Source organism: Micropruina sp. (assembly GCF_047606365.1).
GTDB lineage: Bacteria > Actinomycetota > Actinomycetes > Propionibacteriales > Propionibacteriaceae > Micropruina.
In genome coordinates this window covers 1-22,269 of sequence record NZ_JASGEN010000046.1, presented here as the reverse complement: position 1 = coordinate 22,269, position 22,269 = coordinate 1, and the positions used below count along the sequence as shown (strand labels likewise).

At 69.1% G+C, this 22,269-nt stretch carries 22 protein-coding genes and 1 pseudogene; 15 read left to right on the top strand and 8 right to left on the bottom strand.

What is annotated here, in order from left to right:
- The first annotated feature begins 28 nt into the window (after window positions 1-28).
- From hisF to QM624_RS05955, 12 genes are all read left to right on the top strand, one after another.
- The gene (hisF, locus tag QM624_RS06010; RefSeq protein WP_415089768.1) at window positions 29-805 is read left to right on the top strand and encodes an imidazole glycerol phosphate synthase subunit HisF; all 777 of its coding nucleotides are present in this window, start codon (window positions 29-31) and stop codon (window positions 803-805) included.
- A gap of 9 nt (window positions 806-814) precedes the next feature.
- Window positions 815-1,210, top strand: a complete 396-nt coding sequence (locus QM624_RS06005) for an HIT family protein (protein WP_415089766.1) — start codon at window positions 815-817, stop codon at window positions 1,208-1,210.
- A gap of 234 nt (window positions 1,211-1,444) precedes the next feature.
- Entirely contained in the window at window positions 1,445-3,193 is a 1,749-nt protein-coding gene (locus tag QM624_RS06000) for an acetolactate synthase large subunit (RefSeq protein ID WP_415089764.1), read from the top strand.
- Window positions 3,190-3,726: an acetolactate synthase small subunit gene (ilvN, locus tag QM624_RS05995; RefSeq protein WP_415089762.1), complete on the top strand. Its 537-nt coding sequence runs from the start codon at window positions 3,190-3,192 to the stop codon at window positions 3,724-3,726. The genes QM624_RS06000 and ilvN overlap by 4 nt, the downstream gene beginning before the upstream one ends.
- Window positions 3,727-3,742: 16 nt before the next feature.
- The gene (ilvC, locus tag QM624_RS05990; protein ID WP_415089760.1) at window positions 3,743-4,771 is read left to right on the top strand and encodes a ketol-acid reductoisomerase; all 1,029 of its coding nucleotides are present in this window, start codon (window positions 3,743-3,745) and stop codon (window positions 4,769-4,771) included.
- Window positions 4,772-5,123: 352 nt separating this feature from the next.
- Window positions 5,124-6,359, top strand: a complete 1,236-nt coding sequence (locus QM624_RS05985) for an inorganic phosphate transporter (protein WP_415089758.1) — start codon at window positions 5,124-5,126, stop codon at window positions 6,357-6,359.
- A gap of 49 nt (window positions 6,360-6,408) precedes the next feature.
- The gene (locus QM624_RS05980) at window positions 6,409-6,663 is read left to right on the top strand and encodes a hypothetical protein (protein ID WP_415089756.1); all 255 of its coding nucleotides are present in this window, start codon (window positions 6,409-6,411) and stop codon (window positions 6,661-6,663) included.
- A 17-nt stretch (window positions 6,664-6,680) separates the two neighbouring features.
- The gene (locus tag QM624_RS05975) at window positions 6,681-7,346 is read left to right on the top strand and encodes a DUF3349 domain-containing protein (protein WP_415089754.1); all 666 of its coding nucleotides are present in this window, start codon (window positions 6,681-6,683) and stop codon (window positions 7,344-7,346) included.
- A 114-nt stretch (window positions 7,347-7,460) separates the two neighbouring features.
- Window positions 7,461-9,863 carry an HAD-IC family P-type ATPase gene (locus QM624_RS05970; RefSeq protein ID WP_415089790.1) on the top strand — a complete coding sequence of 801 codons (2,403 nt, stop codon included), beginning with the start codon at window positions 7,461-7,463 and terminating at the stop codon, window positions 9,861-9,863.
- A gap of 151 nt (window positions 9,864-10,014) precedes the next feature.
- Window positions 10,015-10,725 carry a FadR/GntR family transcriptional regulator gene (locus QM624_RS05965; protein WP_415089752.1) on the top strand — a complete coding sequence of 237 codons (711 nt, stop codon included), beginning with the start codon at window positions 10,015-10,017 and terminating at the stop codon, window positions 10,723-10,725.
- Window positions 10,726-10,881: 156 nt separating this feature from the next.
- Entirely contained in the window at window positions 10,882-12,300 is a 1,419-nt protein-coding gene (locus tag QM624_RS05960; protein WP_415089750.1) for a four-carbon acid sugar kinase family protein, read from the top strand.
- 12 nt (window positions 12,301-12,312) lie between these two features.
- Entirely contained in the window at window positions 12,313-13,215 is a 903-nt protein-coding gene (locus QM624_RS05955; protein WP_415089748.1) for an NAD(P)-dependent oxidoreductase, read from the top strand.
- Between the two features lie 93 nt (window positions 13,216-13,308).
- Here the strand turns inward: QM624_RS05955 and QM624_RS05950 are convergent, their stop codons facing one another.
- The 3 genes from QM624_RS05950 to QM624_RS05940 form a co-directional block, all read right to left on the bottom strand.
- The gene (locus tag QM624_RS05950; protein ID WP_415089746.1) at window positions 13,309-14,358 is read right to left on the bottom strand and encodes a 3-isopropylmalate dehydrogenase; all 1,050 of its coding nucleotides are present in this window, start codon (window positions 14,356-14,358) and stop codon (window positions 13,309-13,311) included.
- Window positions 14,359-14,477: 119 nt separating this feature from the next.
- A complete protein-coding gene (locus tag QM624_RS05945) occupies window positions 14,478-15,431 on the bottom strand; it encodes a Clp protease N-terminal domain-containing protein (RefSeq protein ID WP_415089744.1) in 954 nt (317 codons plus the stop codon).
- A complete protein-coding gene (locus QM624_RS05940; protein WP_415089742.1) occupies window positions 15,428-15,670 on the bottom strand; it encodes a hypothetical protein in 243 nt (80 codons plus the stop codon). Before QM624_RS05940 ends, QM624_RS05945 begins: the two co-directional genes overlap by 4 nt.
- 91 nt (window positions 15,671-15,761) lie before the next feature.
- Here QM624_RS05940 and QM624_RS05935 point away from each other — a divergent pair, with 91 nt between their 5' ends.
- The gene (locus QM624_RS05935) at window positions 15,762-16,850 is read left to right on the top strand and encodes a branched-chain amino acid aminotransferase (protein WP_415089740.1); all 1,089 of its coding nucleotides are present in this window, start codon (window positions 15,762-15,764) and stop codon (window positions 16,848-16,850) included.
- A gap of 6 nt (window positions 16,851-16,856) precedes the next feature.
- Here QM624_RS05935 and QM624_RS05930 read toward each other — a convergent pair whose 3' ends face one another.
- Window positions 16,857-17,765, bottom strand: a complete 909-nt coding sequence (locus tag QM624_RS05930) for a DMT family transporter (RefSeq protein WP_415089738.1) — start codon at window positions 17,763-17,765, stop codon at window positions 16,857-16,859.
- A gap of 15 nt (window positions 17,766-17,780) precedes the next feature.
- On the bottom strand, window positions 17,781-18,278 hold the full coding sequence (gene tpx, locus QM624_RS05925; RefSeq protein ID WP_298132356.1) for a thiol peroxidase: 498 nt from the start codon (window positions 18,276-18,278) through the stop codon (window positions 17,781-17,783).
- A 155-nt stretch (window positions 18,279-18,433) separates the two neighbouring features.
- Between tpx and cimA the strand changes: the two genes are divergently transcribed.
- Window positions 18,434-20,017, top strand: coding sequence for a citramalate synthase (cimA, locus tag QM624_RS05920; protein ID WP_415089735.1), 1,584 nt, complete (start codon window positions 18,434-18,436; stop codon window positions 20,015-20,017).
- A 51-nt stretch (window positions 20,018-20,068) separates the two neighbouring features.
- A complete protein-coding gene (locus QM624_RS05915) occupies window positions 20,069-20,737 on the top strand; it encodes a DUF1707 SHOCT-like domain-containing protein (RefSeq protein ID WP_415089733.1) in 669 nt (222 codons plus the stop codon).
- On the opposite strand, the gene QM624_RS05910 is transcribed toward QM624_RS05915, so the two are convergent.
- From QM624_RS05910 to QM624_RS05900, 3 genes and pseudogenes are all read right to left on the bottom strand, one after another.
- Window positions 20,697-21,461 carry a potassium channel family protein gene (locus QM624_RS05910; RefSeq protein WP_415089730.1) on the bottom strand — a complete coding sequence of 255 codons (765 nt, stop codon included), beginning with the start codon at window positions 21,459-21,461 and terminating at the stop codon, window positions 20,697-20,699. The genes QM624_RS05915 and QM624_RS05910 overlap by 41 nt on opposite strands.
- Window positions 21,462-21,550: 89 nt before the next feature.
- Complete coding sequence (locus QM624_RS05905; protein WP_415089728.1) at window positions 21,551-21,841, bottom strand: isoamylase early set domain-containing protein; 291 nt, start codon at window positions 21,839-21,841, stop codon at window positions 21,551-21,553.
- A 196-nt stretch (window positions 21,842-22,037) separates the two neighbouring features.
- Window positions 22,038-22,269: pseudogene (locus tag QM624_RS05900) on the bottom strand (thymidine phosphorylase); the annotation flags it as partial.

Here is a 22,269-nt window from a genome sequence, read left to right as displayed (position 1 = left end):
GCGCGGGTGTCCCGCTACGCTGCCTGTCATGAGCGTCGCCATCCGAGTCATTCCCTGCCTCGACGTCCACGACGGCCGGGTGGTGAAGGGTGTCAACTTCCTCAACCTGCGGGACGCCGGCGACCCGGTCGAACTGGCCGCCGCCTACGGCGAACAGGGTGCCGACGAGTTGACCTTCCTGGACATCTCCGCCTCGGCGCAGGGCCGGGAAACCACCCACGACATGGTGCGCCGCACCGCCGAGACGGTGTTCATCCCGCTGTGCGTCGGCGGGGGTGTGCGCGGCGTCGACGACGTCGACGTGCTACTGCGCACCGGCGCGGACAAGGTCGGCATCAACACCGGCGCGATCAGCCGTCCGCAGGCGATCGACGAGATCACCCAACGGTTCGGCAACCAGGTGCTGGTGCTCTCCCTGGACGCCCGCCGCGAGGCCGGGCAGCCGTCCGGCTTCGGCGTCACCACGCACGGCGGACGGAAATCCGCCGGCCTGGACGCCATCGCCTGGGTCAAGGAGGCCGTCGACCGGGGCGCGGGGGAGATCCTGCTCAACTCGATGGACGCCGACGGCACCACCGCCGGCTTCGACCTGGAAATGATCGAAGCCGTCCGCAAGGTGGTCGACGTCCCGGTGATCGCCTCGGGTGGCGCCGGCACCGTCGAGCACTTCGTGGACGCCGCCCGGGCCGGCGCGGACGCGGTGCTCGCGGCGTCCGTGTTCCACTACGGCACGCTCAGCATCGCCGAGGTGAAGCAGGCGCTCGCCGAAGCCGGCTTCCCGGTGCGCCTGCCGGTCGGGCACTAGATTCGCCCCATGGCCTGCCTGTTCTGCTCCATCGTCGCCGGCGACATTCCGGCCCGCCGGATCTACGACGACGACAAGGCGATCGCCTTTCTCGACATCAACCCGTGGAAGCGGGGGCACACCCTGGTCATCCCGCGACGGCACGTCGACGACCTGCTGAGCGTCGACGAGGCGCTCACCGAGATCGCGCCGGCCGTCACCGCCACCGCCCGGCTGCTCACCGAGCGGCTCGGTGCCGACGGGATGAACCTGCTTTCCAACGCCGGCGCGGTCGCCGGCCAAGAGGTTTTCCACCTGCATCTGCACCTGGTGCCGCGCTACGCCGACGACCCGGGCATGCGGGCCCTGTTCGACCGGGACACCACGATCGACCTCGACGAGGTGCAGGCGGCCCTCACCTCCTGACCCCCGTGACCAGCCCGAACGCCGAATCCGGTCCACATCCTGAAAACGCCGGTCCGAGAGTTGACACAGTCGGGCCCACGGGCGAAAACTGTCCACGTGCGGATCTTCTTCCTCGTACTTTCGTGAGCGTGTCAGCCGACTAGTCGACCGACACGCACCCTCGCCTGCCGACGCAGCGAGGGTTTTTTCATGCAAGAGGAACCGCGACCAAACACCCGCAGAAAGGGGACTGAGATGTCCGACACCATCGCACCACCACTGCTGACCGGGGCTGAATCCCTCGTCGAGTCCTTGGAGCGGGTGGGTGTAGAGGTCATCTTCGGCATCCCTGGCGGCTGCATCCTGCCCGCCTACGATCCGCTCGGTCAGTCGGAGTTGATCCGGCACATCCTGGTCCGCCACGAGCAGGGCGCGGGCCATGCCGCCGAGGGCTACGCCCTGGCCACCGGCAAGGTCGGCGTCTGCATGGCGACGTCCGGCCCGGGTGCGACCAACCTGGTCACCGCCATCGCGGACGCCTACATGGATTCCGTCCCGATCGTCGCGATCACCGGACAGGTGGCCAGCGCCGCGATCGGCACCGACGCCTTCCAGGAAGCCGACATCCGCGGCATCACCTTCCCGGTCACCAAGCACAGCTTCTTGATCACCCACGCCGAGGACATTCCGGCTGCTGTCGCGGCCGCCTTCCACATCGCCAAGACCGGACGCCCCGGCCCGGTCCTGATCGACATCGCCAAGGACGCCCTGACCAACACGGCACCGTTCGTCTGGCCCGAGCTGATCGACCTGCCCGGCTATCACCCGGTCACCCAGCCGCACGTCAAGCAGATCCGCGAGGCCGCCCGGCTGATCGCCGAATCCAGCCGGCCCGTGCTCTACGTGGGCGGCGGCGTGGTCAAGGCCGAGGCCGCCGAAGAGTTGGCGAAGCTGGTCGAGATCACCGGCATCCCGGTGGTCACCACCCTGATGGCCCGCGGCGTCTTCCCGGACAGCCACCAGCTGCACATGGGCATGCCCGGCATGCACGGTTCGGTCTCGGCCGTCGGCGCGCTGCAGAAGGCCGACCTGCTGGTCGCCCTGGGCACCCGCTTCGACGACAGGGTCACCGGCAAACTGGACACGTTCGCGCCCGGCGCCAAGGTCATCCACGCCGACATCGACCCGGCCGAGATCTCCAAGAACCGGATCGCCGACGTCCCGATCGTGGGCGACGTGAAGCAGGTGATCACCGAGCTGAACGGTGTCCTGCGCGGCGCCGACCTGCCCGAGTTCGCCGCTTGGCAGCGCTACCTGGGCGCGCTCAAGGACAAATACCGGGTGCCGACCGAGCCCACCCACGAGGGCATGCTCTCGCCCGAGTATGTGATCAAGCGGATCGGTGAGCTGACCGGCCCGGACGCCTTCTACGCCGCCGGCGTCGGCCAGCACCAGATGTGGGCCGCGCACCTGCTGCCGTTCGAGAAGCCCGGCCGCTGGCTGAACTCCGGCGGCGCCGGCACGATGGGCTACTGCGTCCCGGCGGCGATGGGCGCCCAGGTGGGCCGTCCGGACGCGGTGGTCTGGGGCATCGACGGCGACGGCTGCTTCCAGATGACCAACCAGGAGCTGGTCACCTGCGCCGTCGAGGGCATCCCGATCAAGATCGCCGTGATCAACAACCAGAGCCTGGGCATGGTGCGGCAGTGGCAGACGCTGTTCTACGGGCAGCGTTATTCCAACACCGACCTGAACACACTGCGCGTTCCGGACTTCCAGAAACTGGCCGAGGCGATGGGCGCGGTCGGTCTGCGCGCCGAGCACCCCAGCGAGGTGGACGCCGTGATCAACAAGGCGCTCTCGATCACCGACCGGCCCGTGGTGGTCGAGTTCGTGGTGCACAAGGACGCCATGGTCTGGCCGATGGTGGCCGCCGGCACCAGCAACGACGACATCAAGATCGCCAAGGACCTGGCGCCCGACTGGGAGGATGAAGAACTGTGAGGACGCACACGCTGAGCGTGCTGGTCGAGAACAAGCCGGGTGTCCTGGCTCGGATCGCCGGCCTGTTCGCTCGTCGCGGCTACAACATCGAGTCGCTGGCGGTCGGGCCGACCGAGCGTCCCGAGCTGTCCCGGATCACCCTGCAGGTCGGTGTCGAGAACCAGCAGTTCCTGGAGCAGATCACCAAGCAGCTGAACAAGCTGGTCGAGGTGCTGAAGATCGTCGAACTCGAAGACAGCGCGGTGCGCCGCGAACTGGTGCTGATCAAGCTGAAAGCCGATCCGGTCAGCCGCAGCCAGATCATCGAGATCGTCCAGCTGTTCCGCGGCAAGACGGTCGACGTCCAGAACGAGTCGCTGACCATCGAGGCCACCGGTTCGCCTGACAAGCTGGAGGCATTGCTTGAGATGCTCAAGCCCTACGGCGTGCGCGAACTCGTCCAGTCCGGGCTGGTCGCCCTCGGCCGGGGCAGCAAATCACTCACCGACCGGTCCAAATCCGACAAGACCCGCACCCCGGTGCGCAACAACTAGTCAGTAAGGAAGACACATGGCAGAGATGTTCTACGACGACGACGCCGACCTTTCGATCATCCAGGGCCGCAAGGTGGCCGTGATCGGCTACGGCTCGCAGGGGCACGCGCACGCGCTGTCGCTGCGCGACTCCGGCGTCGACGTCCGGGTGGGTCTGCGTCCGGGCTCGAAGTCGGCCGCCAAGGCCGAGTCCGAGGGGCTGCGGGTGGTGACGGTCGATCAGGCCGCCGCCGAGGCCGATCTGATCATGATCCTGGCCCCCGACCAGTTCCAGCGCACCATCTACGCCGAGCAGATCGCCCCGAACCTGAGCGAGGGCGATGCGCTGTTCTTCGCCCACGGCTTCAACATCCGGTTCGGCTACATCACCGCGCCGGCGGGTGTCGACGTCTGCATGGTCGCCCCGAAGGGCCCGGGTCACCTGGTCCGTCGCGAGTACTCCGAGGGCCGCGGCGTCCCGGTCATCGTGGCCGTCGAGAAGGACGAGTCCGGCCAGGCCTGGCCGCTCGCGCTGTCCTACGCGAAGGCGATCGGCGGCCTGCGGGCCGGCGGCATCAAGACCACCTTCACCGAAGAGACCGAGACCGACCTGTTCGGCGAGCAGGCCGTGCTGTGTGGCGGCGTCTCCAAGCTGGTGCAGACCGGCTTCGAGGTGCTCACCGAGGCCGGCTACCAGCCCGAGGTGGCCTACTTCGAGTGCCTGCACGAGCTGAAGCTGATCGTCGACCTGATGTACGAGGGCGGCATCGCCAAGCAGCGTTGGAGCGTCTCCGACACCGCCGAGTTCGGCGACTACGTGTCCGGTCCGCGGGTCATCGACCCCCGGGTCAAGGAGAACATGAAGGCCGTGCTCAGCGACGTCCAGTCCGGCGCGTTCGCGAAGCGCTTCATCGACGACCAGGACGCCGGCGCGCCTGAGTTCAAGCGGCTCCGTGCCGAGGGTGAGGCGCACCCGATCGAGGCCACCGGCCGCGAGCTGCGCAAGCTGATGGCGTGGGTGAAGAGCCACGACGACGACTACGTCGAAGGCACCGCCGCACGCTGATCGAAGACTTGCCTCCCGGCCAACCGCGGGACGCATGAGGAACGGGCGTCGCTCCCCACAAGGGAGCCGGCGCCCGTTCTGCCGTCCGGCCGAACGTCGGGGGACGGTTCTTGGGCGTGCGCTTTTCAAACGTCGGGGGACGGTTCTTGAGCGTCCGTTTTTCAAACGTCGGGGGACGGTTCTCGCACGTGCGTTTTTCGAACGCCGGAGAACCGTCCCCGAGGGTGCGAGACCGGTCGGGGGCAGACTTTCGGAGGCCAGCACCGGATTTGGCCTAGCCGACCGGCTGATGACACCTTCCGTTAACCTTCGGCGGGCCACCCGTTCACCCGGGGAGGTGAGGCTTCCCGATGTGACACTTGAGTTACTTCTGCTGATCCTGGTTATCGGCACCGCCATTGCGTTCGACTTCACCAATGGCTTCCATGACACCGGCAACGCCATGGCGACCTCGATCGCCACCGGCGCACTCAAGCCGAAGACCGCCGTCGCACTGTCGGCGGTCCTGAACCTGATCGGTGCGTTCCTCTCCGTCGAGGTCGCGCTCACCGTCACCAACGCGGTGGTGAGGCTGCAGAACTCCAGCGGCGCGCCGAATCCGGAGCTCCTCGCCAACAACGGCCACGAACTGCTGATGATCGTCTTCTGCGGACTCATCGGCGGCATCCTGTGGAACCTGCTGACCTGGCTGCTGGGCCTGCCGTCCAGCTCGTCGCACGCACTGTTCGGCGGTCTGATCGGCTCCACCGCCGCGGCCCTGGGCTTCAGCGGCGTCAACTGGATGGGCGACGGCACCAAGCTGGACGGCGTGGTCGGCAAGGTGATCCTGCCGGCGTTCGCGTCCCCGGTCGTCGCCGCGCTGGTCGCCACCATCGGCACCTGGCTGGTCTACAAGATCACCACCGGCGTGGCCGAGCGCTACGCCGAGGGCGGCTTCCGCTGGGGCCAGATCGGCACCGCCTCGCTGGTCTCGCTCGCCCACGGCACGAACGACGCCCAGAAGACGATGGGTGTGATCACCCTGGCCCTGATCGCCTACGGCGTCCAGACCGACACCACCACGGTGCCGCTGTGGGTCAAGTTCGCCTGTGCCTTCGCCATCGCGGCCGGCACCTACACCGGCGGCTGGCGGATCATCCGCACCCTGGGCAAGGGCCTGGTCGAGATCTCCTCGCCGCAGGGCATGGCCGCCGAGGCCTCCTCGGCCGCGGTCATCCTGACCTCGAGCCACCTGGGCTTCGCGCTCTCCACCACCCACGTCGCCACCGGTTCGATCCTCGGCTCCGGCCTGGGCAAGCGCGGTGCGGACGTCCGCTGGGGCGTCGCGATGCGCATGGTGCTGGCCTGGTTCATCACCCTGCCGGCGGCCGGTCTGGTCGGCGCGGTCTGCTTCTGGCTCGGCAACGGGATCGGCGGCTACGCGGGCGTCCTGATCGTCTTCGGTGCGCTGGTCGCACTGACCTTCTGGATGATCGCGCACTCGCGCAAGACCGCGGTGCACGCCGGCAACGTCAACGACGAGTGGCAGGCCGATGCCAAGCCGGGCGCTTCCGTCGCGTCCGACGAGTCCATCGGCGCCAAGGCCTGAAGGGGGCAACGACATGTTCCAACTGTTCGGTAGCGCAATCAGCCAGGTCGTGGCTGTCTCTGTCATCATCGGCGCCGGCCTGCCGGCCCTGTTCGCCTTCGGCGTGCGTGCCCTGGCCGTGGGCGCCGGCGGTTCGGCCGAGGTCAGCGGCGACGCCGGCAAGCCCGTGATGAAGCTGGTCGCCTGGATCACCTTCGCCCTGGTGCTGGCGGTCATCGCCATCGGGCTGGCGATCATCATCTCGTCCGGCTTCGGCTACAAGGTCTCGTTCGAGCACATCTTCCCGACGTTCATCAAGAAGTAGTAGGAGCAGCACACCCCATGGCTGACCGAACCGGATTGTTCGAGCGAATTCTGCAGTGGCTGCGTGCGGGCTACCCCGACGGGGTTCCGCAGCATGACTACGTGGCGCTGCTGGGCATCCTGCGCCGGTCGCTGACCGAGGCGGAGGTCGAGCAACTGGCCCGCCAGTTGCGGTCCTCGGCCGAGTCCGGCGACACCGATGAGCAGATCAGGGAACTGATCAGGGAAACAGCATTGGAGGAGCCGTCGGAGTCGGACGTGCGTCGAGTCGCCGGTAGACTCGCCCAAGCAGGCTGGCCGTTGGAGGCGTCGGTGGCGGCGCCAACCAGCCAGGAGGGTAGAGGCCAAACCGAGATGTCACGAATCGAGCGAATCGTGAACTGGCTCAAAGGGGGCTATCCGCAGGGAATACCCGAGGCGGACTATGTCCCGCTGCTCGCCGTGCTCCGCCGCAGGCTCAGCCAGGAAGAGATCGACGAACTCGCCGAACGGATCGTCCGCGACGGACTGGTTCCGGCCGAGCGCGTCGATGTCGGTGCCGAGTTCCTGCGGGTGACCAACGAGTTGCCCAGCGAGGCTGAACTGCAGCGGGTCAGCGAGAAGCTGGCCGACTCGGGCATCGACGTGAGTTACGTGCCGCCGGTGTGGGTGCGTTCCAGCGCCTCGCCGAACAGCGGCGGATAGCCACGAGCAACCACGCACACGGGCGGCGGGGACGGGTCGAATGACCCGTCCCCGCTGTGGCGTTGGTGGGTGAAGGCTGTTCTCCCGGCGTATGGCAGGCTGTCTGAGGTGACCATGGAGACGCAGGCGGCCGACCCTGGACTCAGTCCCGCCGAGGTCGCCGACCGGGTGGCCGGCGGTCAGCGCAACGACCTTCCCCCTCGTTCCGGACGGAGCGCCGCCGACATCGTCCGGGCCAATGTGTTCACCCGGATCAACGGCATCCTGGCCGCGCTGCTGATCTGCGTGCTGGCCACCGGCTCATGGATCAACGCCGCATTCGGACTGCTGATCATCGCCAACTCCGCGATCGGCATCATCCAGGAGTTGCGCGCCAAGAAGACACTCGACAGCCTCGCCGTAGTGGGGGAGGCGCGTCCTCGCATCCGGCGCGACGGCAGCGCCCGCGAATACAGCCGCGAGGAGATCGTCCTCGACGACCTGATCGAGGTCGGTCCCGGCGACCAGATCGTTGTGGACGGCGTGGTCACCGAGTCGGACTACCTCGAAGTCGACGAGTCGCTGCTGACCGGCGAATCCGACCCCGAGCCGAAGATGCCGAGCAGCGAAGTACTGTCCGGCAGTTTCGTCGTCTCCGGTTCCGGCACGTACCGCGCCACCAAGGTCGGCAGCGCCTCGTACGCCGCACAGCTGACCGCGGAGGCCGCCCGGTTCACCCTGGTGAAGTCGGAGCTCACCCAGGGCATCAACCAGATCCTCAAGGTGATCACCTGGGTGCTGGTCCCGGTAGGCCTGGCGACCGTGTGGGTGCAGCTGTTCCAGGCCGGCCACGACTGGCGGCGCGCCATGCTGGCGATGGCCGGGGCGCTGGTGCCGATGGTCCCCGAGGGCCTGGTGCTGCTGACCGCGGTCGCTTTCGCGCTGGGCGTCGTCCGGCTCGGGCAGCGGAAATGCCTGGTGCAGGAGCTGCCGGCCATCGAGGGCCTGGCCCGGGTGGACGTGGTGTGCGCCGACAAGACCGGCACGCTGACCGAGAACGGGATGAGCTACGGCGAGCTGCGGCTCATCGACGGCGCCGAGGCGCCCGAGGTCGAAGAGGGGCTGCGGCAGTTGGCGGCGTCCGATCCGCGTCCGAACGCGTCCATGCAGGCCGTCGCCGCCGTGTTTCCGCCGGCGCAGGGCAGCTGGCCGGTGCTCGCCAAGGCGCCGTTCACCTCGGCGAAGAAGTGGTCGGGCGCCACCTTCGTCGGTCCGGACGGCGCGGCCGTCAGCTGGGTGATCGGCGCCCCCGACGTGCTGGCCGCGCCCGACTCGGCAGCGGCGTCCGAAGCTGAACAACTCGCCTCCGGCGGACTGCGGGTGCTGCTGGTGGGCACCGCCGAACACCCCGTCGACGACCCGGACGCACCCGGCACGGTGACCGGCAAGGCGCTGATCGTGCTCAACCAGCGCATCCGGCCGGACGCCGCCGACACTCTGGCCTACTTCGCCGACCAGGGCGTGGCGCTGAAGGTGATCTCGGGTGACAACGCCGCCTCGGTGGGTGCGGTGACCAGTTCGCTCGGTGTGGTGTCCGGGTACGCGGTCGACGCCCGCACGCTGCCCGCCGACCCCGGCGCGTTCGCTGAGGCCGTCGACCACAACGACGTGTTCGGACGCGTCACGCCGCACCAGAAGCGCGCCATGGTGGCCGCGTTGCAGGAGCGCGGGCACACCGTCGCGATGACCGGTGACGGCGTCAACGACGTGCTGGCTTTGAAGGACGCCGACCTCGGCGTCGCGATGGGGTCGGGCTCTCCTGCCACCAGGGCGGTCGCCAAGATCGTGCTGCTGGACGACCGGTTCGCCACCCTGCCGCACGTGGTGGCCGAGGGACGCCGGGTGATCGGCAACATCGAGCGGGTGGCGAACCTGTTCCTCACCAAGACCATCTATTCGGCGCTGCTGGCGCTGTTCGTGGTGCTGTGGCGGGTGCCGTTCCCGTACCTGCCGATCCACATCACCATCACCGGCTGGTTCACCATCGGAATCCCGGCCTTCCTGCTGTCGCTGGCGCCGAACACGGAGCGAGCCCGGCCCGGCTTCGTCGAGCGGGTGCTGCGGCTCGGCATCCCGGCCGGGGTGATCGTCGCGGTGGCCACGTTCGTTACCTACCTGATGGTGCTGCCGGCGCCCGGGGCGGGCGAGGTGGCGTCGCGGCAGGCCACAACGGCGACCCTGGCTTGCATGATCGTCGCCGCCACCTGGGTGCTGGCGGTGGTGGCGCGTCCGTACCAATGGTGGAAGGTGGCGCTGGTGCTGGTCTCCGGGCTGGCCTATCTGCTGATCTTCAGCTGGCCGTTCACCCAGTCGCTGTTCCTGCTCGACGTCGGCAACGCAGACGCTCTTCGGACGGGGCTGGTCGCCGGTCTGATCGGGGCGGTGCTGATCGAGCTGACCTGGTGGCTGCGTGGCCGGTTCTTCGGTGAGCCGCTGCGGCTGTGGTACCGACGCGAACCGGACGCCCCGACGTCCTGAGCGCCCGCCCCGCTCCCGTAGGGCCCTCCCTAACTAGTTCTGCCCTCCCCCGTCGACGGCAGGGCTGAAGTAGGCAGGGGTTTCTGGTCGAGAGGGGCGAGTGTGGGTGGCTGATAGGTTCGGTTGCTCAGAGGTCTGAGGAGAGGACGCGATGCGCAGCCGGGTCGATGAAGTGATCGAGTTCATCCTTGCCGCGATCGAGTCCGGCAGGTTCGCGATCGACGGGCGGCTGCCGGCCGAGGACGAGTTGGCGCAGCAGGCCGGTGCCAGTCGGTTGACGGTGCGGGAGGCGGTCAAGATCCTGGCCGCGCAGCGGGTGCTGAACCCGGTGCACGGCCGCGGCACGTTCGTGAATCCGATCGGGGTGTGGCTGTCGATCGAGGCGCTGGTGCGGGTGAACCAGGGGAGTCCGGTGGACGTCCTGCTGCAACTCGTCGAGGTGCGCGGCTACATCGAGATCGGCGCCGCCGAGCATTTCGCCCGGGTGGCCACCGACGAACAACTGGCCCGGCTCCGCGCGCATCTCGACGAGATGGTCGCCGCGCACGACGCCACCGATGTGCCGGCGATGGTCGCCGCCGACCTCGCCTTCCACCAACTCATCCTCGACGGCTGTGACAATCCGTTCATCGCCGCCACCATGCAACCGCTGAGCCGGGCGTTGGTGGCCGCCCGTCGAGAGACGTCGGCGATCCCGCAGATGCGCGACCACGCGATCGACGAGCATCGCGCTGTCCTCGAGGCGTTGGAGCGACGCGATCCCCGGGCGGCACGCAAGGCGATGCGTTCCCATATGCGGCAGACCGCCGACGACACCCGGACCTACTTCGGCCGGGCCGGCGACGAGGCGTCCATCGCCTGAACGGGCACGAACAATCGGGGACGGTTCTTCGGCGTGCGATTTTCGAACGTGAGAGAACCGTCCCCGGTGGTCCGAACCCTTGTCCTTGGTGAGGGAGCCTTGTTACAGTCAGCTATCAGACCTCAGAGGTCTGATACTCACACAACGGAGGTGTGGATGATTTCCAGGGACGAACTGCTCGCCGGCCTTCCGCCGGCACGTCCGATCAGCCCTGAGGATGTCCGGACGGCGCGGGCCCGGGGTGCGCGTCCGCTGATCGTTCTGGACGACGACCCGACCGGCACCCAGTCGGTGGCCGGTCTCCCGGTGCTGAACGCGTGGGCGCCGGACGACCTGGAATGGGCCCTCGGCACCGGTGCGGCCGCCGTCTATGTGATGACCAACTCACGCTCCCTGGACCCCGAAGCGGCCGCCCGCTGCAACGTCGAGGTGGTCTCGGCAGCACTCGAGGCTGCCCGCCGGCTGGGTATCGAGGTGGACGTGGTCTCCCGTGGCGACTCGACCCTGCGCGGCCACTTCCCGCTCGAACCCGACACCATCCGGACGACGCTCGCCGAGCATGGCATCGGCGTCGACGGCGTCGTCGTGGTGCCCGCCTTCGGCGATGCCGGACGGATCACGGTGAACTCCGTGCACTACGCCGGCAACGATGCCGCGGGCTACCTGCCGGTGGGGGAGACCGAGTTCGCCCGCGACGCCACCTTCGGCTACCGCAGTTCCGACCTGCGCGACTGGGTTGCTGAGAAGACCGGCGGACGCGTCCCGGCCGATCAGGTGGCCACGATCACGCTGAGCGAGCTGCGTTCGGCATCGGAGTCTGTGGCGGCCACTCTCGAGGGTCTCAGCGAGGGGCGTCCGGTGGTGGTCGACATCGTGGAGGAGGCCGACCTGCGGGCATTGGCGCTGGCACTGCTGGAGGCCCAGGCCCGCGGCAAGCGGTTCGTGTTCCGGGTCGGGCCGCCGTTCGTCCGCGCCATGATCGGCCAGGCCGTCCGCGAACCGCTGACTGCCGAGGACGTGGCGTCGATCCGACCCGCCGAGTCGGCCAACGGCGGGCTGATCGTGGTCGGCTCGCACGTCGGACTGACCACCCGCCAGCTGGACGCCCTGCGCGAACGCCGAGCCCCCGCCGAGTTCGAGATCGATGTGGCCACCGTGCTCACCGACGCTCGCGACGCCCACCTGTCGGACGTGATCGACGCCGTCAGTGACGCGCTGACCAGGGGAAATGCGGTGGTCAGGACCAGCCGGACGCTGGTCAAGGGCGCCGACGGCGACGATTCGCTGCGGATCGCTCGGGCCGTCTCGGACGCCGTGGTGCAGGTGGTGCGCACGGTCCTCGACCGGACGCCGCCACGCTTCGTCATCGCGAAGGGCGGGATCACCTCCTCCGATGTCGCGGCGCGCGGCCTGGAGATCGGCCGGGCGATCGTCCGCGGCCCGATGCTGCCCGGCATCGTCTCGCTGTGGGAACCGATCACCGGACCGGCCCGCGGCGTCCCCTACATCGTCTTCGCCGGCAACGTGGGCGGCGATCAGTCCCTCGCCGACGTGGCCGACAAACTCTCCGACTGAACAGGAATCAACATGAACAACCCCGTGATCGCCGTCCTCGGCCTCGGTGCGATGGGCCTGCCGATGGCCACCCGTCTCGCCGAGAAGTTCGCCGTGCGCGGCTTCGACATCAACCCCGAGCGGCTGAGCCTCGGCCAGCAGGCCGGGGTGGACGCCGCGACCTCGGCGCCCCAGGCGGCGACCGGCGCCGACATCGTCCTGCTCGCCGTGCGCAACAAGGCACAACTCGAGGACGCCCTGTACGGGCCGAACGGTGTCGCCGCAGTGCTGGCCCCCGGATCGACGATCCTGCTCACCTCGACGGTCGGCATCGACGCCGTCCGCGAGGTCGCCGGCCGGCTGGCCGCCGACAGACTGCACCTGGTCGACGCGCCGATCTCCGGCGGCCCCGTCCGCGCCGGCACCGGCGACCTGCTGATCACCGTCGGTGCCACCGACGAGGCCTACGCGTCGGCGCTCGGCGCGCTCGAGCAGCTGTCTTCGACCCTGGTCCGGATCGGTGCCAAGCCCGGCGATGGCCAGGCGATGAAGACCGTCAACCAGCTGCTCTGCGGGGTGCATATCGCCGCCGGCGCCGAGGCGCTGGCGCTGGCCGACGCCCTCGGGCTCGACACCAAGGTCGCCCTGGAGACGCTCGGCGCAGGTGCCGCGGCGTCCTTCATGCTGGGGGATCGCGGCCCGCGGATGCTGCAGGCCTACGACGAGGGTGGTGCCGAGGTGCGCAGCCGGATCGACATCTTCACCAAGGACATGGGCATCGTCAACGGCGCCGCCCGTTCGGCCGGCCTGGCCACCCCGATCGCCGCCGCCGCCGAGGGACTGTTCCTGATCGCCCAGGCAGCCGGTCAGGCCGCGATGGACGACTCGTCGGTGATCAAGGTGATCGCCCCTGAACGCAAGGGTGGCCGCGGCTGACCCGCCCATGAAACCCTCCCTAACTACTTCAGCCCTCCCGCATGCGGGAGGGCTGAACTAGTTAGGGAGGGCTATACCGGGTAGACGGTCCCGTCAGCTCACGCGGGCGGCGATGGCGTCGCCGACCTCGGAGGTGGATCGCTTGGCAGCACCGCGGGAGGCGATGTCGGCGTCCACCGCGGCGTCGATCCGGGCGGCGTCGTCGCGGCGTCCGAGGTGATCGAGAAGTAGGGCCATCGACGAGATGGTCGCGGTCGGGTCGGCGATGCCCTGGCCGGCGATGTCCGGGGCCGAGCCGTGCACCGGCTCGAACATGGACGGGAACGCGCCCGAGGGGTTGATGTTCGCCGAAGCGGCCAAGCCGATGCCGCCGGTGACTGCGGCGGCCAGGTCGGTGACGATGTCGCCGAACAGGTTGTCGGTGACGATCACGTCGAAGCGCTGCGGATCCTGCACCAGCATGATCATGGTGGCGTCGACATGCAGATAGTCGGTGGTGACTTCGGGGTACTCGGCGGCGACCGCGGTGAAGATCCGGTTCCACAGGCCGCCGGCGTTCACCAGCACGTTGTGCTTGTGCACCAGGGTGACCTTCTTGCGGCGCCGCATGGCCCGCTCGAAGGCGTCCCGGACGACCCGCTCGACACCGCGGGCGGTGTTCACCGAGACCTCGTTGGCCACCTCGAACTCAGTGCCGGTCTGCATCGAGCCGCCGACCCCGCAGTACAGCCCCTCGGTGCCCTCGCGGACCACGACGAAGTCGATCGGGCCGCGGGCGACCACGGCGTCCGACAGGGGAGTGGTGATGCCCGGGTAGAGCTTGGACGGCCGCAGGTTGACGTAGTGGTCGAAGGCGAAGCGCAGCTTCAGCAGCAGGCCGCGCTCCAGCAGTCCGGACGGGATCGCCTTCGAGCCGGGGGCGGCGCCGACAGCGCCGAGGATCAGGGCGTCCGCCTGGGCCAGTTCGGCCAGCACCGAATCGGGCAGCACTTCGCCGGTGCGCTGCCAGCGCTCGGCGCCTAGGTCGTAGTGGGTGAAGTTGAAGGCATCGTCTCCGACAACGGCCTTGAGGACCTTCAATCCTTCGGCGACGACCTCGGGACCGATCCCGTCACCCGGGATCACAGCGATGTTCTGCGGCATGGCGTCACTGTAGAAGTCCGCCCACTGGCTGAGACGCGCGTCTCAGGGAACCCGCCGTTGGTCGAGCCTGTCGAGACCCATTTCGGCTCAGAGGTGATCTCGACAAGCTCGATCAGCGGTTACTCCGGTTGCCGGTCGGCGATCTCCATTCCGATCCGGTGCGCGGCGTAGAGCATGCCCAACCCGGCGAACCTGGCCGACGCCGGGGCGACGATCCGGCCCAGGAGGCCGAAGCTGCGTTGGCCGGCGGTGTGCACCAACTCGGCGCCACCGGTCGCGGGCACGATCTCGAAACGGTCGTAGCGCAGGGGCTGCCCGGCGTGCCGGCCGTCCATCATTTCGTGGATCCAGGTGACAACCTCCGACGTGCCCTCAGCCCGGCGGACGTGGTGCATGCGCAGGGTGAGTTCCTTGCGGCCCCGGCTGTGCCGGACGGTTTCGCCGTCCGCGCTCACCTCGGATCGTTGCGGGTCGTAGGCCCAGACCGCGAGCAGTGCCGGATCGGCGAGGGCGTCCGCGACCACCTGCGGTGGGGCCGACAGGTAGTGCCGGATCCGGTTCGCACTCGACGGCGGCGGCAGCAGGGCCGGGTCGGCGTCGACCCGCTCGACCGCGGCTGTCTCGGGTGCGGACGTCGCCAGTTCGGTGCGCAACTCGTCGGGATCGACGCCGTCGGCGGCGAGCAGCCGCCGGACGACTCCCGAAGGCTCCTCGATCAACGCGCCCAAGGCGGCGGCGGTGCCGTCGCGAAGCGGTGCGTGGTTGACCAGTTCGTGGGCGCGGTCGGTGGCCCGCCAGTCGGCGATGTCGATGTCGCGGGCCGCCCGGGGCGGAGGCAGGACGGACTCGGCGGCGGCGAGGCCGAGCGCGTCCAGGTCGCTGGTCAGTGATTCGCGGACGCGTCGCCGGGCGGTGCTGAGGGAGACGCCGTGCCGTCCGAGGATGCGGGCCGCCTGGCCGCCGACAGCGAGCAGGCCCAGATAGAGATGGTCGATGTCGATCTCGGACACCCGGGTCCGCGCCGCCTCGAGTTGCGCGGCGCCGGCCCATCGACTGGTCAGCAGCATGGTCATCGGTTCGTCCTTCCCCGTAGTTCGGTCGCGACTCTGCGCGCGTACTTCTTGTGCACCGCCTGCCGGGTGACCCCGAGTGCGGCCGCGATCTCGGGCCAGCCGTGGCCGGCTCGCAGTGCTTCTTCGACCTGCGTCAGTTCGAGCATGTCGGTGACCCGGCGCAGCGACGCCACCGCGCGCAGCCCGGACATCGGGTCACTGGTGTCGGACGCGGTACGCGCCACTTCAACGGCAATCATGTGAGCAACTTAGGTTGACATCTCTCGATTGTCAACTCAGGTTGCTCCATGAGGCGCCGGACGGCAGCGCGGCGCGAGTATTGTCCTGCCCATGCCGTTGACCTTTCCGCTGACCCGCAACGCCGCACCCGCCAGCACGGAGCGCATCGCCGAGATCCACGCCGATCCCGGCTTCGGGGTGTACTTCACCGACCACATGGCGGTGGCGACCTGGCGGCAGGACGGCGGCTGGGGTGAAGACGGCGTGGTGCCCTATGCGCCGTTCCAACTCGACCCGTCCTGCGCGGTGCTGCACTACGCGCAGGAGGTGTTCGAGGGACTCAAGGCCTACCGGCACGCCGACGGCTCGATCTGGCTGTTCCGTCCCGAACGCAACGCCCAGCGGCTCCAGGCCTCGGCGCGGCGGCTGATGCTGCCCGAGTTGCCGGTGGAGGACTTCCTCACCTCGATCGAGCAGCTGGTGCGCGTCGACGCCGCCTGGACGCCGGACGCCGCGGGCGGCGAGGCCAGCCTGTACATCCGGCCGTTCATGTTCGCCAACGAACCGTTCCTGGGCGTGCGGGCCGCGCAGCGGGTCACCTATTCGGTGATCGCCAGCCCGGTCGGACCGTACTTCCCCGGCGGGGTGAAGCCGGTGAACATCTGGGTCACCGACGAGTACAGCCGGGCCGGCAAGGGCGGCACCGGGGCGGCCAAGTGCGGCGGCAACTACGCCTCGTCGCTGATCGCCCAATACGAGGGCGCCGAGCACGGCTGTTCGCAGGTGCTCTTCGCCGACGCCGGCACCGGGGTGAACACCGAAGAGCTGGGCGGCATGAACATCATGGTGATCACCGCCGACGGCGAGCTGATCACGCCGGCGCTGACCGGGACCATCCTGGAGGGCGTTACCCGGGACTCGATCCTGACCGTGGCGTCCGAGCTGGGGCTGCGTCCGGTGGCCCGGACGATCACTCTCGCCGAGATCTTCGATCGGGTCGACTCCGGCGACATCGTCGAGGCCTTCGCCTGCGGCACGGCCGCGGTGCTGACCCCGGTGGCGGAGTTCCGCTCCCGGGAGGGCAACCACGTGGTGGGGTCTGAGCCGGGGGAGCGGACCCTGCAGATCCGTGAAGCGATCCTCGACCTGCAGTACGGGCGTGCCGAGGACACCCACGGCTGGCTGCGCCGGGTGGTCTGAGCCGGTTCAGCGCTGGATTCGACCGCGTGTTCCAGCGATCAGCACGCCGGCCAGGACGGCAGCCAGCCCCGTCCACTGCATGCCCGTCAGGGTCTCGCCCAGCACTACGACGCCCAGGGTGGCCGCGGTGATCGGCTCGGCCAGCCCGAGGGTGACCGCGGTGGAAGCGGACAGGGTGCGCAGCGCCGTCCCCATCAACAGGTAGGCGGCGACCACGGTCACCGGTCCCAGCCAGAACGCCATCGCCAGCCCGGACGGCTCGGCCAGCCAACCCGTGTCGACGAACGGCAGGATGGCGGCGGCGATCACCCCGCTCGTGCCGAGGATGGCGGTGGTGGCGATCAGCGCGTGGGTGCCCTGCCGCAACAGGGTGGCCGCCGCCACGGCGTAGCCGGCGTAGGACGCTCCGGCCACGATCGAGAGCAGCAGGCCGAGCGGATCGGGGGCGGACGTCGACCCGAGCGCACCCGACAGCAGCACCAGGCCGGCGACCGCGACCAGGGTGGCGACCAGCCAGCGCCGGCTGGGGGGACGTCCGGCCAGCCACTCGAACAGGCCGGCGAACAGCGGGCTGGAACCCAGCGCGACCACCGTTCCGACGGCGACCCCGTTGGCCTGGGTGCCGGCGAAGAAGGTGGCCTGGAAAGCCATGATCGAGGCGCCGCCGAGCAGCACCCAGCCGACTTTGACGCTCGGACGGGGCAGGCGGGCACCCTCGCGGCGGGCCCAGGCGATGACGCCGACCAGAGCCAGGATCAGCCCTCCGCTGACTTGTCGGACGGCGCCGACGCTGAGTGGATCCATCCCGTCCGGACCCAGCGCCTGCGCGGTCCCCGTGGTGCCGAACAGCACGCCGGCACCCAGCATCAACACCGAGGCCAGCGGCGTGCTCGGCGCATGCTGCGGAGTCGGCACGTCCGAAGAAAAAGGTCAGGACAGGGCGGCGACCGCGGCGTCGTAGTCCGGCTCGTCGCTGGTGCTCTCGGTGATCTGCACGTGCCGGACGACGCCGTCAGCGCCGGCGACGATGACCGTCCGGGCCAGCAGGCCGCGCATCACGCTGTCGGTCAGCGTCAGGCCGTAGTCCTGGCCGAAGCTGGACCGGAAAGCCGACGCCACCACGACGTTCTCGATGCCCTCGGCGCCGCAGAAGCGACCCAGCGCGAAGGGAAGGTCGTGAGAGACGCACAGCACGGTGGTGTCCGGCAGTCCGGCGGCGAGTTCGTTGAACCGTCGCACGGTCAGCGCACACACCCGGGTGTCGATGCTGGGGAAGATGTTGAAGACCAGGTTCCGACCGGCGTAGTCGTCCAGCGTCACGTCGGAGAGATCGGGCAGGGTCAAGGTGAGCGGCGGCAGCGGCGAGCCGACGGCGGGAGGATCGCCGGCGGTTGCGACAGGGTTGCCCCGGACAATGGTGATGGCCATGGGCATGTCTTACTCCGTGAGGCCACCGCGTCCCAAGAGCGGGCACCAGGGTCTCAGTGCCTGAGATCAACTGTCCGCGACGAGTCCCCGAGCGGCACACTCACTTGGTTATCGCGTATCGCCGCGCGACCTCCCAATCACCGTTAGAGGGCACAATGTCGAGCTTTCCTGCCGCGCCGGACACCTTCCATGTCTTCGACACCACGCTGCGCGACGGCGCGCAGCAGGAGGGGCTGAGCCTGTCGGTCGCCGACAAGCTCAAGATTGCGGGCTACCTCGACGAACTGGGCGTCGACTTCATCGAGGGCGGCTGGCCGGGCGCCAACCCGAACGACACGGCCTTCTTCGCCGCCGCGGCCGACGGCGAGCTGACCCTGCAGCACGCCGAACTGGTCGCCTTCGGCTTCACCCGCCGGGTGGGGACGACCGCGGCCGCAGACCCGCTCGTCCAGGCGCTGATCGACGCCCGCACGCCGGTGATCTGCATCGTCGCGAAGAGCCATTCCGAGCATGTCTTCCGGGCGCTGCACACCACCCTGGAAGAGAACCTGGAGATGATCCGGGACACCGTCAGCCACCTCGTCGCCGCCGGACGCCGGGTGTTCGTGGACTGCGAGCATTTCTTCGACGGCTACCAGTTGAACCCGAGCTACGCGCTGGAATGCGTCCGGGTGGCGGCCGAGGCGGGTGCCGAGGTGGTGGTGCTGTGCGACACCAACGGCGGCATGCTGCCCTCCCAGATGGGGGACGTGGTGACCGCGGCCAGCGCCATCGGGGTCGACCTGGGCGTCCATTGCCACAACGACACCGGCTGCGCGGTGGCCAACACCCTGGCCGCGGTGGACGCCGGCGTGATGCACGTCCAGGGCACCGTGAACGGCCACGGCGAGCGCACCGGGAATGCCAACATCATCACCCTGATCGCCAACCTGCAGCTCAAGTACGGCTGGTCGCTGGTGCCGGAGTCGGCGCTGCGCGACGCGACCCGGCTCAGTCACGCCATCGCCGGTGTCACCAACGTGCCGCCGAACACCAAGCAGCCCTACGTCGGCATCTCGGCGTTCGCGCACAAGGCCGGACTGCACGCGTCCGCGATCAAGGTGGACGCCAACCTCTACCAGCACATCGACCCGACCCTGGTCGGCAACGACATGCGCATGCTGGTCTCGGACATGGCCGGCCGGGCGAACATCCAGCTCAAGGGCGAGGAACTGGGCTACGACCTCTCGGATCGTGAGCTTGCCGGCCGGATCACGGACACCGTGAAGCAGCGGGAGATGGACGGCTACAGCTACGAGTCCGCGGACGCCAGCTTCGAACTGCTGCTGCGCGGCGAGCTGGGCATGACCGACGAGTTCTTCGAGGTGCTGACCTGGCGGGTGTTCACCCAGCACGAGGTGAAGCCCGAGGGCGATTCGGAGGCGACCGTGAAGCTGCGGGCGCGCGGCGAGAACCTGGCCTACGTCGGCGAGGGACATGGTCCGCTGAACGCCCTCGACCACGCCCTGCGGACGGCGCTGAAGCAGGCCTACCCGCACGTCGACGACTTCGAGCTGACCGACTACCGGGTGCGCATCCTCGACCAGGGGCACGGAACCGACGCCATCGTCCGGACGCTGATCGACACCACCGACGGCCAGCGCACCTGGACCACGGTCGGCGTCGGCACGAACGTGATCGAAGCCAGCTGGGAGGCGCTCTACGACGCCTACCGCTGGGGGCTCACCAAGCACAACTGAGCCGCGAGCGGCTTGCCGGACGCGGCCGCCGTGGCCCCGTAGGATCGCTGCATGAGCGAGAGCAATGCGCACCTGCGGGCCGGCAACGCCGAGCGGGACGCCGCCGTCGCCGAGCTGCAGCGCGCCGCGCAGGACGGCAAGCTGACCCCGGCCGAACTCGCCGAACGCACCGCTGCGGCCGCGACGGCGCGTACCTACGGCGAGCTGGACGCGCTGCTGGCCGATCTGCGACCGCCCACGGAAGCCGCGCCCGTCCGGCTGCAACAGGTGGAGGCCTACCCACCGGCGCCGGTCTATCAGCGCACGCCCAACCCGCCGGCCACGACGCGGCCCGGCTTCTCGCTCGCCGATCCGCTGATCCTCAATGCGGGCTTCAGCGGCGCCAAGCGCACCGGGCCATGGGAGGTGCCGCCGTTCCTACGGGTCCAGGCGCTGGCGGACACAGTCCGTTTGGACTGCCTGGAGGCCACCGCGAGCAGCGAGGTGATCGACCTCGAGGTGTTGCCCGGTGCCGCCACGGTGCTGGTGATCGTCCCCGAAGGCTGGGGTGTGCAGTGCGACCGGCTCGGCAAGACCTGGGGCACGATCACCAGCAAGGTGCCCAGCCAGGCGGCCTGGGGTAATCCGCTGATCGTGGCCCGAGGGTCGGTCGGTCTCGGCACCTTCAAGGCGCGCGGCGCTAACTGGTTCGATCGCCGGCGTCTCGGCCAGGACCGCTGATCTCGGACTCCATGAACTGCTGAAGGGTGGCGGTCAACGCAGCCACTTCGGCCTTCAGCTCCTCGATGGACCGTTCGCTCTCGTCCTGGCTGGGACTCGACACCCGTTGCACCAGCCAGGCGGCGACGGTCGCGGTGACGACACCGATCAGCGCGATGCCGGCGATCATCAGCACCGCTGCGACCAGGCGTCCCTCAACTGTCACCGGGTAGTGGTCGCCGTAGCCGACGGTGGTGATCGTGGTCAGCGCCCACCACAGGGCAGTGCCGAAGTCGGTGATGTTCGCCCCCGGCGCGTCCCGTTCGGCGGCGAACTCCGCCAGGGCTCCGGTGTAGAGCAGCAGCGTGGTGGAGACCAGCACGTAGCTGGCGACCCGGCCCTGCAGCGATCGTGCCGCCCGCCGCTCGATGAAGCGCAGCAGCACCAGGAGTCGCAGCAGCCGCAGCGGCTGCAGCAGGGGCAGCACCACGATCAGCAGATCGGGAATGTGCCGTCCGAGGTAACGCCAGCGCCGCTTCGCCAGATACACCCGTGCCAGATAGTCGAGCGCGAACACCGCCCACGTCGCGTAGTCGACCAGCTGCAGGGTGAGCTGCCAGGGTCGTGACAGGCCGGTGTCCAGAATCTCCCACGAGTACGCGATCAGGAACACGACGGCGGCGATGGCGAGTGGCCAGGCCGCCGTCCGGTTCCAGCGCGCGATCGTCCAGCCGTGCTGCGCCATGAGCGCCAGTGTGCACCCGGACGATCGGACGCCGGAGTGGGGTCGCTGGGTGAGCGAGGGCCGGACGGCGAGCCGCCGGCCCGCTCAGTTCACTTCGCGGGGGCGAGGATGACGCTGGCGCCGGCGTCCACGAAGTCGGCGTCCTGGTCGTCGAACCACTGGCCGTTCTCGCCGAGGTAGCGGAACGCGACGATGTAGTCGGACGGCAGGGTGACGGTGGCGCTCATGGTGCCGTTGGAGCGCTTCTTCAGCAGGTCGGTGCCGGGGGTCCAGTCGTTGAAGTTGCCCACCACGGACACCTTGCCGGCCGGGTGATCGGACGGCAGCGCGAAAGTGATCTTGCGGGTGGTGGACTTCCGGGAGCCGGTCAGCTTCAGCATCGGGGTTTCAAGCCTTTCGATTCGTGCAAAGGAGTTCTCAGTGGGCACCGAGAGGGGGGAAGGCTGCCCACGGCCAAGTCTGACAGCTATTAGTTGATGTGACTATTTCGGGCGTGTCCGCTCATGGAGCCGACGGTGCTCCCGGTACCGTGGCTCGATTGGGAAAGCGCTGAGCGGTGGACGGCGTTGCCAAACCTCAGTCGATCCGCTCCAGCACCAGCGGCTGCGGCGGCCCGGCATCCTTGCCGATCTCCCAGCCGCCAGCCAACGCTTCCTCCGCCCGCGCGAACCGCTCCGGGGTGTCGGTCAGCAGGGTGAACACCGGCTGACCGGCGGCGACCTCCTCGCCGACGCCGGCGTGCCAGCGGACGCCGGCCGCCGCCTGCACCGGGTCACCCTGGCGGGCCCGTCCGGCGCCGAGCCGCCAG